Below are 12,723 nucleotides of genomic sequence, written 5' to 3' on the forward strand. Positions count from 1 at the left end.
TCTATTTATTGAAAATTGTGATTTCGGTTTTTAATTTAGTGTCTGGCAATCTAATCATCAACAGTTGATTTTTCTCATCAAAGAAATAACTTGATTGCGCAAAGCTTGTGTTTAGATTTTCGGAGATTTTAGTTGATGACACTGGTTTTATCTGATTGTTATTTATTTCAACCCTTTTTGGAATTGAAGTGGTATGTATTTTTAAGAGATAATTTCTAATTTCCGTTTTAAACGCTTTCTGTTGTGGGGCGTTGATGTCAACTTTTAAAAAGGTTGGAGCGTTTTCAGCCTCAAATTTAGTAAGGGCAAATTCGTCATTCTTGTAGTTGTTGGTTTCGCCGTCATCCTCATAAAGCTCAAAAGAATTCATGTTGTCAGACGGGAAAATTTCTAAAATAACAGGCGCATTCTTAAGCGCACCTGTGTAAGGCACAATTGGTGATTTTGGAATGATTGAACCCGCTTTCACAAACATTGGAATCGTTTCCAAAGTGACTGGGTACTTGATTGTTGTGCCTCCATTGTATGTCGTCGCTGGGTTATTATAATCAATCCATTCGCCTTTTGGAAGGTAAACGCTTCGGGTTTTTGCTCCTTCTTCGACTACTGGCGCTATCAATAAGTGTTCTCCAAACATGAATTGGTCATCGATGTTGAAGGTGTTTTCATCTTTTGGATATTCCAAAACTAAAGCTCTCATTATTGGAATCCCGGTGTCATAAGATTCACGCGCATAGGAATACAGGTAGGGCTGTAATTGGTATTTTAATTCTATGGATGACTTCGCTATTTTTTCAGCTTGCTTACCGAAGAGCCAAGGTTCTACCGCATTATTCCCTTCATGATGGGCGCGACTCAATGGATTGAAAATTCCGAATTGCAGCCATCTCACATAGAGTTCAGCAAATTCAGGATAGTCTGTAATTTCGCCACAATACCCAGAAATATCTGTTGTCCAAAACGGAATCAATCCCAAACCTGCGGACAGACCTAAAGGGATTTGATTTGCCAGATTTGTCCAACCATCAGTCACATCTTCGCCATTTCCGCTGTCACCAGACCACCCAAAGGCATACCGTTGAACGCCAGCATAGGCAGCACGTGTCATTTGAAAAACACGCTGATTTGGGTTGTGTTTTTCAAATTGCTCGGTCACCACTTTGTCCCAAGTGAGTCCATAAACATTATGAATTTCATCATGCATCCCCAAATGATGTTTCATATTTAACCTATCTGTACTTTCTTCATTGCTCCAGGCAGGTTCCCCCATATCTGTCCAAAATCCCCTGACACCATCATTGATAGGAATTTGTTGCAAATGGCCCCACCAAGCGGCAGTTTTTGGATTTGTAAAATCGACAACGCCAGCATTTCCGCCCCATGGCCAAGGCATGTCGTAGGATTTTCCTGTTCTGATATCTGTGGCAAAAAAACCTTTTGCATCTGCTTCTTCCCACTGTTTGGTGGTAGCTTGAGACACAACGGGGTCCTGCGAAACGATGACTTTAAATCCGTTATCCGCCAGGTCTGAAAGCATCTTTTTGGGGTTTTGATATTTTTCTTTTGCCCATTCAAAATTCTGGAGGCCTTCAACCCAACCTATATCTTGATAGATAATGTCACATGGGATGTTTCGCTTTCTATATTCTTGAGCAATATCTCTTGTAAGTGTTTCATTGGTTAATAGCCCACGACTTTGTGACCATCCAAAGGCCCATTTAGGAGGCATAATTGGTTTTCCATTTAATTTGGTATAGCTTTTAATGATTTCTTTGTAATCTTTACCGTAAAAGAAATAGTAAATGAAAGGGCCGTCAGGTGATGAAAACGAAAAAGAATCCGTTGATTCTTTACCAAAATCGAACTGCGTCTTATAGGTGTTATCAAAGAAAATCCCGTAATTATAACTACTCATAAAAAAAGGAATACTCTTATACAATGGGTCTTCTTTTTCTGAATAACACGGCTTGTCACTATTCCACATGGTATATGATTTGCCTCTTCGGTCCAAGGTTCCAGTTTTTTCGCCCAAGCCAAAAAAATGCTCATCCTGCCGCAATACTTTGCTGGTTTTTATGTCTGTGCCATCCACCACATAAGGCTGCTCATCAGTATCTCCAAGTATCAGCCTTTGATATTTATTAAAGATTTGAATTTTGAATGGCGACTTATGAACCATCACACGTAAATCGGCAGTAAAAACCTCATATACTGATGAGGATTCGTTGACATTGATCGTATAATTTTTATCAAAAACGTCATTGATTACTGCAAATGATTCATTATTTCGAACAAACTCTCCGCTAGGCGAAAACCAAAATTTAATGTTTTTTGAGTCTAAAAATTCGAGTGCTATTTTCGCATTATTCTCAAATGTAAATACAACCTTATTCTTATGAGTTAGGGCGTCAATTACCTTTAATTGATCTTGGGACCAACTAAAACTGAATACAAAAAACATGAGAATAAGGCTGTATATTTTATTCATAGTGATGTCTATTTTTTAATAATTTTAAAAGTTTCAGAATAGGTTTCACTTGTAATTTGAAGAAACAATAGACCTTCAACATTCAGGTTTGACAGGTCTAAATAATTGGAGGTTACGTTGAGATCCTTTTCGTATAATTTAGAACCTTTAGTGTCAAAAATTACAACCTTGGCTTCACCAATATTTTTTAAGTCAAGATTTATAAATTTGGAAACTGGATTTGGATACATTTTAACTGAATTAAATTTATCTAGACTTAAAGTTCCCTGCTGAATTTTCAATGTAGCCTTCTGTAAATCCAATGTAAAGGTGTACTGATCAGAATTGCTAATAACCCATTTGTGGTCACTACCACTGCCAGCTGCTAAAATTTCATAGGTTTCCAACGTCAGGTCTTGACCTTGAGCTACCGGATGGATCCAATCCCATCCATTACCAAAGCTTTTTGCAGTTGAAATTTTAAACTCACCGGTAACTAAAGGGCCGGTCCAAGTAAACACGGCGGGATTGCTACTATCTACCGTCATGGCTGTAGCATTATCAATATTCCATCCATTGGGAGTCGCATCGCCGACTAAATATACATTTGGATAATATGGCAATGTTGAAATTGAAATTGTTTTAAGTCCTAAATCAACAACAATTGAGTAACTGCCAGCTGTAGACACTAACCATTGGTTATCTGGTCCGTCACAACCCGTTGTTTTGATATAGTTATTAGACGTTAAATCTTGGTCTGCAACTGCTGCATTTAACCATTCGCCAACACACCAGTCGGCCTCTACCAAATGAAATTTAAAACGACCTGGTTTGAGTACGCCCTCATAGGTGAATATGTCAGAGTTCCCTGAATCTTGCTCCATCGCTAGTCCTGTCGGGGTATACCCTATAGGTGTGGCATCACCAACGATTCCTAAATAATTTTGAGCATTGACTGCCAATAGCCCAGTAAAAAATAGCACTAAAAATGTAATAGTAGTTTTTTTCATAATAAATGATTTTAGTTGTTTTACGATTTAAATTGAAAAAATAATGTTGTTGTTAGGAGCTTTTTTACCTGATGAATAACCTGCTTATGTGTGCATACGTATTTACTTTTTATGTTCTCTTTTAATCATAAGAATTAAATATCTCGTTTGGCAACCCGATTTTTTGTTTGTCCTAGCCCTAAAGGGAGCAAAAATTCTCAATTAAATAAATAGGTTTAGAATAAGTCACCCTTTAGGGTCGGGGCAAAAGCTTATTCGGTCATTTATTTAACATGATCAATTTGTTATGATTGATTTACGGATATTCGATTACTTACTTATTGCAATTCAAAAACTATGGTTTCGGCAGATAAATTAACAGTGATTACATACGTTCCTTCATTACCTGAAGTTACTTTCCATTTATTATCTGGACCCTCACAGCCAGACGTTGTAATGAACCCATTTCCTGACAAATCATCACCATTATTTGGAGGGTTAAGCCAATCGCCATCACACCAATCCCCTTGAAAAGTTGATATTTTAAATTCACCAGGGGTCAAAGTGGCCTGGTAAGTAAATTCAAAGGCATCGGTATCACTTTGAGTGAATGCTTGCGGAGAACCAATATTCCAGCCGCTAGGGGAGGCGTCTCCTACAATGTAAAGTGCGTCATAGTTGGGTTGGGGAGCTGTAATAGTAACATCCATGGAAGTGGAATCAGTCCCTCCAGCACCCTGAACCACCAATGTCACGGTGTATGTCCCAGCTGTTGCGTAAGCATAGGTTGGGTTTTCTACTGTTGAAGTGCCTGCACCATCACCAAAATCCCACTGAAAGCTATCGGCATTCTGGCTTAAATTTTCAAAATTTAGTTGATACAATACAGTGACGTCGGTAGTATAGGAGAAATTGGCAACAGGAATTCCTGCAACCATAATCTCTTTTGACACCACCGTTTCCTTATCGCCATTAAAACCTGTTAAGGTCACCATATAAACACCTCCTGGATTGTAAAGATGACTTGGGTGTTTCTCATAGGAATTCTCGCTACCATCACCAAAATCCCACTGAAAGCTTGTCGCATTTTTACTTAAATTGGTAAAGCTCACCAATTGTGAATTCCCTTCTATAGCGTCATTTGAAAAATCTACGGTAGGTTGCGGGTATTCTATGATGTCAATGTCGTCATTACTGCATGCAAAACACATGAAAACAACAGCGATTGATAAATATTTTAAAAATGTATTCATGGCTATAATTTTAGTTTTCAAACACAAGCATGCTCCAATATTCTAAATAAGGAACCTTGACTGTAATTTGACCTTGGTTGTTTTCGAATTCTAATTCTTGGGAGGCGCCGCCTTTATAATCTGGTGAGGCAAACCATACTTTGGAAACCGGCATCGTTGAGGCAATGGTGATTTCAAAATCTTGGGACGCGTTGGGCTTGGTTTGTGTTTTTGCATTGTCCCTCCAGCTCAATGTGGAAACACCGTTGAAATTCAACATTTGAAATACCTCTCGGCCTTCAACTTTTTTAGAGACTACTGATGCATTTCCGAATACGGGTGGCCAATTGTTCACCCCTAAATCACTTGAAGACACATTGGGTAATGTAAAACTCCCACCATCTCTTAATAGATTTTCATAAGCTACCATAAAATCATAGTATTCCATCAATCTATTTTTAAGTTCAGCATCCATTGAAAGATTGTTGTAAGGAAAATATTCCCGTGAAAGCATGTGCTCTCCAAGCTCCAAATGAGCACCACCAAAAGCAAATATGACGGCGTCTGTTAATAGTACACTAGGCGTGTTAAAACTACCTTCTGATGACTCATAATTCATATAAGCTGCTAAAACCGTGTTCAATTGATTATTTGACATTTGATTGTTTTCCATAATCACTTCTACCAAATCAGCATATTGAACTCTATCCCACACTTCGCTATATGCAAAATTTACAGGTGTAGAGAGGATTTTATTTTGACCATATTGTTCAACGGCATTTAAGACATGTTTCTTATTAGGGAAAGCTTCGGTTACTGCCATCATAAAATCCTGATAGGCGTTAGGCAAGTTCACTTGATACCCGCCATATTCATAAACATTGCCCCGATTTCCCAACTGGTCTAAATGCCAACCGTCAAAATTTAGGTTTTGGTACACATTTTTTGTCTTGCTAAAAATATAATTCTGCCATTCTTGATTTGCTGGGTTAGTGACTAAAATATCTCCAAAATCCCCTAAATCATGAGCGTTTATATTATTATGAAGTTGGTCGTTGTAGAGGAGCCATTCGTCAGAGAACCCATCGCCTTCCTCTGGGTGCCAAGCTCCGAACATCAGGTTGTAGAACATGGAAGCCATATTCAGTTCATGACCTTTGTTGATATAACCGTCTACGGTTTCAAGTTTCACTTCTCTATTGAATAAGTCAACCCATGAATTTTCAGCATTCCCATTGGTATCTATCGGTAGTGGCATGTGATGTTTGTAATGCCAATCGTAAAATTGGAGTCCGTTGATATGGAAATTTTTTAAGTTCTCCAATACTGAATTTCTTTCAGCGTCAGAAATATTTCCAAAGTTTGAGAGAAAACCATATCGTGGAAATTTGGTCCAGTCTGATGAGACATCAATACCTACGGTGCCCAAAACGGTTTCATCGCCATTGGTATTTTTTACCAATTCTACCATATAACCCTTAAAGTCATCCATAGGCGGTGTCCAGCTCCAAGAAGTACTTGTTAATGGCTCTTCGAGGATGGTTTCTCCTAGATGTTTATATCTAATTATTGTATTGGGGTGTACAGCATTGACCTTGAAGTTAACGTCTTCTCCAGCATTATATTTTGCTTTATCTTTTGATAGATTAAGAACCTCATTATACGATAATGAAGGACTTTGAATTTCTGTATTGGAATCTATTGCCGCATCATCACTATCACATGACACCATCAAAAGCACCACAAAAATAATCTTGAAGGGTTGAACATATTTTAATTTAAAATTCTTCATTTTTATGTGTTTTAAACTATTTATTATTGGGGTGTAATGGTCATTTGCTCGGTTTCTAAATTAATTCGAATGACATAGTTTCCGGCTTGACCAGTTTGAAGTTTCCATTTATTATCAGGACCATCACAGGCATAAGTATACATAAAATTGGTGTTGTTTATGGATTGTCCATTTGTGGCAGGATTTATCCAATCTCCGTTGCACCAATCGCCCTTGAATTTTGATATTTTGAATTCCCCGGTTGGATTGTTAGCTCCTAATGGACCTGTATAAACATATTCGCCGTTTGTGTAGGTCATTGGGGTAGGGGTGCTAATATTCCAACCATTTGGACCGCCATCACCAATAATGTATAAAGCGATTTTATTAAATGAAACGGTATTGTTTTCAGTGTCCAAAACAACTTTATATCTTCCTTTCGTCTGCTCTGTTACCAGCCAGTTAGTATCAGAATCACATCCTGAATTTTGATTGACTGGTCCATTAACCATCAACTCGTTATTTGTAAAGGGTCTGTACCATTCGCCGCAAAAATCGCCTAGAGGACCCGCAAAAATCTTGAAATTCCCCGGATTGAATTGGCCTTCATAATTGAATAAAAACGGATTCTCCCCATCTTGATTAAATGCTGCCGGCGCATCAATGTTCCAGCCACTTTCAGTTGCGTCTCCCACAATCCAAAGCGTGCTGAATGGGGGCGTATCAACAACTGATTCGACAATTTCTATAGTGATGGTCAAGTTTAGCAAATCGGCAGTGATTCTATAATCTTCATCAGGTCCCAACTCTTGGTCAATCGTCCATTGCAAATCATCCCCACTGCCACCTTGGTTATAAACCATGCTTGTGCCATCGGCAGCGTCTTTTGTATAAAAATCTTGGCAGAAACATCCATCCTGATTAACAGCAAACTTAAAATTGCCAGGCGTTAAATCGCCTTCATAAATAAATACACCTCTCGTATTTGTAGAGGAGACCAGTTCAGTGGCATTGCTAATGTCCCATCCATTTGGTGTGGCATCGCCTACCATAAACAAACGTGAGGTTATGGGTTTGAACGTGGTTACTGCAAAATTTGTCATTGCTGTTTGTTGCGCAACAGAAGCATCGGCAATAGTAGCGGTAACTTTCATGGACAACTGATACGATTCATTTGGATTCAATCCATTATCCAAGAGCATATTGTTCAAATCGCCGTAGGTCATTTCATACCTGTAAGTAGACTGGACACCCGAGAATAAAGTGGCCATAGGCGTTGAAAAATCGCCTGAAGCCATGTCCATTTCCAAAGTATATTTTATAGCTGCTCCTGTATCTTGGTTTGTTCCTGTGGTCCAGTCGAAATTTATTGTGTTGGTAAAAAACAATTCCTCTAAAACAAGATCATCATTAGAGATGGTAAGCGCTAATGTATCCTCTTGATCAAAAGCATCATTAGTCAGCTCATCATCGCAGGAAAAAAATGCTGAAAAAATCACCGACATAAAAATCACGGCAATAAATTTACATTTTTTTATGTGTTTTCATCATCATATAATTTAGTAATTAATAACCTGTATTTTGAGTCAGATTAGGATTTCTATCGATTTCAATTTGAGGCACCGGAAACAAAAGGTGCTTTTGTGTCGCATTATTTTTACCAATGGAATGCAGAAAATCAAGACCATATTGGCCATTGTTGACACGAATTAAATCAAACCATCTTTGGCCTTCAAAAGCCAATTCCAATCGACGTTCCTTAAGCACGGCGTCTCTAAAATCAACTTGGCTCAAACCTCTTTGAACGTCACTTAGCCCAGCTCTATTTCTAACCATATTAAGATAATCTTCGGCCTCATTGGTTTGTCCAAGTTCGTTGAGTGCCTCAGCTTTCATCAAGAGAACATCGGCGTAACGTAACACTGGGAAATTCATCGGGCTGTTATCGAAACTAGGAATGACGCTTATTGGGACTAAAAACTTGCGGACGTTATATCCAGTATAAGAATAGGATGCTTCATAAGCAAGACCGTCAAAATTTGGACCGCCTTCGTACAATACAGTCACATCTTTTCTGACGTCATCTGGTTCATACTGATTAATGAATTCTTGAGTAGGCTGATTCCACCCAAAACCTCCACCAACAAAATTGGAACCTCTTGGTCCCATAAATGGACTTGTCCAAGAAGACTGATTTTCATTGTCCCAAAAACTAAAACCACCATCAGAAGCATATTGAACTTCAAAAATGGATTCTTGCGAATTTTCATTTTGAATATTAAAATTGTCAAAGTAATTGGCATTCAATGCATATCCAAGCCCTTCAACTTGGGTGATCATATTGACAGCTTCCTGATAATTGCCCAATGTGAGGTGTACTTTTGCCAACATCCCATAGGCAGCACCTTTAGAAGCCCTGCCAATATTTTGTTGGCTATAGGATGAATTTGGAGGTAATAACTGTGTGGCATTTGTTAAATCACTAATTATTAAATCATAAACTTCATTCACTGAGGTTCTTGATGGGAATAAATTATCGTCTGAACTTAATGGTGTTGTAATAAGAGGCACATCTCCAAAATAGCGAGCCAGTATAAAATAATAGTGTGCTCTTAAAAAATAAGCTTCACCCATTGAACGGTTTTTTAAATCTTCATTAATGTCAAGGGTGGGTGCAGTTTCCAACACGATGTTGGTCATCAATATGCCTGGCCAAGGACCTCTCCATAAATCTAGCACGCCGGCATTATCGGGCTGCACTATAAAATTTGACATGTTTTGGGTTTCAATACCGTCTGTTCCGCCACCAGCGCCAACAATACTATTGCCTGCCATGATATCAGAAGTCCACATTCTTAAATTGTATAATTTTGGCCATTGCAAAGGTTGGTAAGCCCCGTTAACGACAGTGATCAATTCTTCTGCTGTTTTTGGATAATTCTCTGTATTGATGGTATCCAAAGGTTGCTTATCTAAGAATTCTTCGCTACAACTGCTTAAAAAAAGCATTGCCATTGCAGCTATAAAATATATTGGGTTTTTCATAATTCTTCTTTTTAAAATCCTAAAGTTGCCCCTAAAGTGAAGGTTCTAGTTATTGGATAGATATTATTGTCAATTCCGTTTGGTCCAACCTCTGGATCAAATCCTGAATAGTCAGAGATGGTGAATAAATTTTGTCCAGACACGTAAATTTTTACAGAGTTAAAGAGGATATTCTTAAATTTTTCTGCAGAAAGCGTATAGGATAGATTCACATTTTTGAGTCGCAAGTAAGACCCGTCTTCAATATACCGTGTTGATTGTCTGTTGTTATTGTTTGGATCTCCAAAAACAGCTCTTGGCATAGAATTACTTGTTCCAGCCCCTCGCCAACGATCGATTACGGCTGTGGACTGGTTGGTCGTGACTGACATGTTTTCGGTATAAAGTCTGTTGGCGTTAAAAATATCATTGCCATAAACGCCTTGAAAGAAAATGCTCAAATCAAAATCGCCAACGGTGAAGGTGTTATTTAACGAGTAGGAGATTTTTGGATTTGGATTACCTATAAACGTACGGTCATCATCATTGATGACGCCATCACTATTTAAATCCTTAAATCTGATATCTCCAGGTGAAGTGCTGGTAGCCGGATTATTACCAGGAACTTGTACCGCATGAGTGTTGACTTCTTCTTGAGTTTGAAAAATCCCATCCTGTACAAATCCATAAAACACATTTATAGGCTGCCCTGGTTGGATTCTTCCTAAAGTATAGTTCAAACCAAGACTTCCAGTAGTTAAAGGGGTATCGCTATTGATGTCTATGACTTCGTTTTTGTTATATGCAAAAACAGCATCTGTTGACCACTTAAACTTATCTTTATTTATATTGTGTGTTGTGAGTACAAACTCAATACCTGTATTCCTGATTTTACCAGCATTAATAAAGGGCACATAAATATCAGAATATCCTGAAGTGGCAGGAACCGTTTGAGGCACCAACATGTCTTCTGTGTTTTTGACGTACCCATCCACAGTGACCTCCATGAGGTTATTGAATAGGGTAGCATCCACACCAATATTGAATTGTTTTTGGGACTCCCATTTTACATTGGAATTGGGCAGGACGGTTGGAACAGCAGCCGTCACAAAAACACCATTAAAATTATATAAGTTGGTATTGTATGCAGAAGCAAAGGAATAATTGCCGATGTTTTGATTCCCTGTTATCCCGTAACCAACTCTCAATTTCAGATCGTTAAAGGTTTTTGATTGTTGAAGGAAATCTTCTTCGGAAATTCTCCAAGCAGCGGAAGCCGAAGGGAACGTTCCATATTTATTGCCGTTTCCAAATCGGGAAGACCCATCGCGTCTGACTGTTGCCGTTAGGTAATATTTATTTTTATAATCAAACTGGCCTCTTGCAAAAAAGGAGAATATAGACCATTCTGATCCGCTGCCATTAATCGTAGGTTGCAAGAGTCCGTTGTTTAAGGTTTGAGTACTTTCACTTGGAAAGCCTTGAACAGATCCACTGATAAATTTAAATTGATTTTCTTGTGCACTGGTTCCCAATAAAGCGGTTATAGAGCTGCCGTTGTCAAACTCTTTATTGAAGGTCAACGTGTTGTCCCAAACCAACGTCAAGCTTTTATTTGCAGATTCAGATAAATAAGCATTTGGTGCCACATCTGAATCCCAGCTATAGGATGGTGCCCATGTTCTAGTGTCAAAAAAGTTTGCTTCGATACCCAATAAGGTTTTGAATTTAAAATATTTCAAAAATCCTAATTCTCCATAAACGTTGCCTTGAAGATTGTATCCCTTAATGGTGTTTTCAACAATGTTTGATTTTCCTATCGGATTTTCTATATCTCCAGAATATATTGGCTGCCCGATTGGACCTGAATAATTGCCATTTTCGCGAAAGAGCGGTTGTGTTGGTAAGGATAAAATGGCATTTTGAATGTTGTTGTCCCCATTTTTCTTGAGGTCATAATTTAATTTTAAGCTGTTCCCAAATTTGACATGGTCATTAATTTCTGTATCCGAATTAAATTGTAAAATATAGCGGGTATATTCTGAATTGATGATGATACCATCTTGATCAAACACATTTAAAGAGGTAAACAGATTAGATTTGTCACTGCCTTGAGCATAGGATAGCGTCACATTACTTTGTCTACCAGTAGTGAAGAATGGATCCAACCAGTCGGTTCCTGCGCCCAGGGTAGAGGGATTAGAGAAATTAGGATTAGGGGTAAAGCCTCCATTGACAAGCATTTCATTGCTTAAGCTAGCGAACTGTTCTGCATTTAAAACATCAATAACATTGGTGGCTTGTTGAAAGCTTGTAAAGATATCAATATCAATAGTTCCTTTTCCTTTTTTCCCTCGTTTGGTACTGATAATAATAACCCCATTGGAGCCTCTGGCACCATAAATGGCAGTTGCAGAAGCATCCTTTAAAACTTGGATGGAGGCAACGTCATTCATGTTCACCTGGTTTAAGCCCCCATTTAATGGCATGCCATCAACCACAATGAGAGGGTCGTTGTTGCCAATAGTTCCAGTACCTCTAATTCTAAAGGTCGGGTTGTTTCCTGGTTGGCCTGAGGTGATGACAGTAACGCCCGCGGCTCTTCCTTGTATAGCGTCACCAATATTAGATGAAGGCTGGTCACCAATATCATCTAATGAAACGGAAGACACTGACCCAGTCAAATCCCTTTGTTTCGAGGCGCCATAACCAATAATAACAATCTCATTTAGAGCAGCTATATCTGGCTGCATTTGAACCGTAATAGCGCTTTTTGTAGCATTAACGGTTTGTGAGATGTATCCAACATAACTAATTTCCAATTTCGATTTTAAACTGGCAACTGTTATTTCAAATTCACCGTCAAAGTTGGTGGTCGTACCATTGCTGGACCCAAGCTCTAAAACTGTTGCGCCAATTAAGGGTACGTTCAATTCATCCAACACTTTACCTGCCAATTTAATTTCTTGAGAAACCATTAGCAATGGAGTCAAGAAAAGGAAAATGAAAATGTAACAACACTTTTTAAGTTGGTTACTTATTAATTTTTTTTGTTCATATCGAGAATTAATTTAATAATAGGTACAACGAGTACCATTAAAGACATACCAATTAACTCAAAGGAACAAAAAAACCATAGCCAAAAAACCGATTTAGGATTTCATATAGATAAATAGAAGACTCCTATAGGTTATAATTTGGTTATTCATTTGATAGTCATTTAAGTAACTATATTTTTGA

7 protein-coding genes are annotated in these 12,723 nt (G+C 38.2%); all 7 read right to left on the bottom strand.

Going from position 1 to position 12,723, the window contains the following annotated elements; translation table 11 throughout:
* Nucleotide 1: 1 nt before the first annotated feature.
* Entirely contained in the window at nt 2-2,488 is a 2,487-nt protein-coding gene (locus A9996_RS06895) for a glycoside hydrolase family 31 protein (RefSeq protein WP_066432594.1), read from the bottom strand.
* A gap of 8 nt (nt 2,489-2,496) precedes the next feature.
* Nucleotides 2,497-3,477: a T9SS type A sorting domain-containing protein gene (locus tag A9996_RS06900; RefSeq protein WP_066432596.1), complete on the bottom strand. Its 981-nt coding sequence runs from the start codon at nt 3,475-3,477 to the stop codon at nt 2,497-2,499.
* A 317-nt stretch (nt 3,478-3,794) separates the two neighbouring features.
* Nucleotides 3,795-4,709 (bottom strand): PKD domain-containing protein, encoded by a 915-nt coding sequence (locus A9996_RS06905; RefSeq protein WP_066432598.1) that lies wholly within the window; start codon nt 4,707-4,709, stop codon nt 3,795-3,797.
* A 10-nt stretch (nt 4,710-4,719) separates the two neighbouring features.
* Entirely contained in the window at nt 4,720-6,480 is a 1,761-nt protein-coding gene (locus tag A9996_RS06910; RefSeq protein WP_066432599.1) for a glycoside hydrolase family 66 protein, read from the bottom strand.
* Nucleotides 6,481-6,503: 23 nt separating this feature from the next.
* Entirely contained in the window at nt 6,504-7,964 is a 1,461-nt protein-coding gene (locus tag A9996_RS06915; protein WP_066432601.1) for a SusE domain-containing protein, read from the bottom strand.
* Between the two features lie 61 nt (nt 7,965-8,025).
* Nucleotides 8,026-9,504 (bottom strand): RagB/SusD family nutrient uptake outer membrane protein, encoded by a 1,479-nt coding sequence (locus A9996_RS06920; protein ID WP_066432602.1) that lies wholly within the window; start codon nt 9,502-9,504, stop codon nt 8,026-8,028.
* An 11-nt stretch (nt 9,505-9,515) separates the two neighbouring features.
* Complete coding sequence (locus A9996_RS06925) at nt 9,516-12,461, bottom strand: SusC/RagA family TonB-linked outer membrane protein (protein WP_083993877.1); 2,946 nt, start codon at nt 12,459-12,461, stop codon at nt 9,516-9,518.
* Nucleotides 12,462-12,723: the final 262 nt, after the last annotated feature.

The organism is Gelidibacter algens (assembly GCF_001678675.1).
GTDB lineage: Bacteria > Bacteroidota > Bacteroidia > Flavobacteriales > Flavobacteriaceae > Gelidibacter > Gelidibacter algens.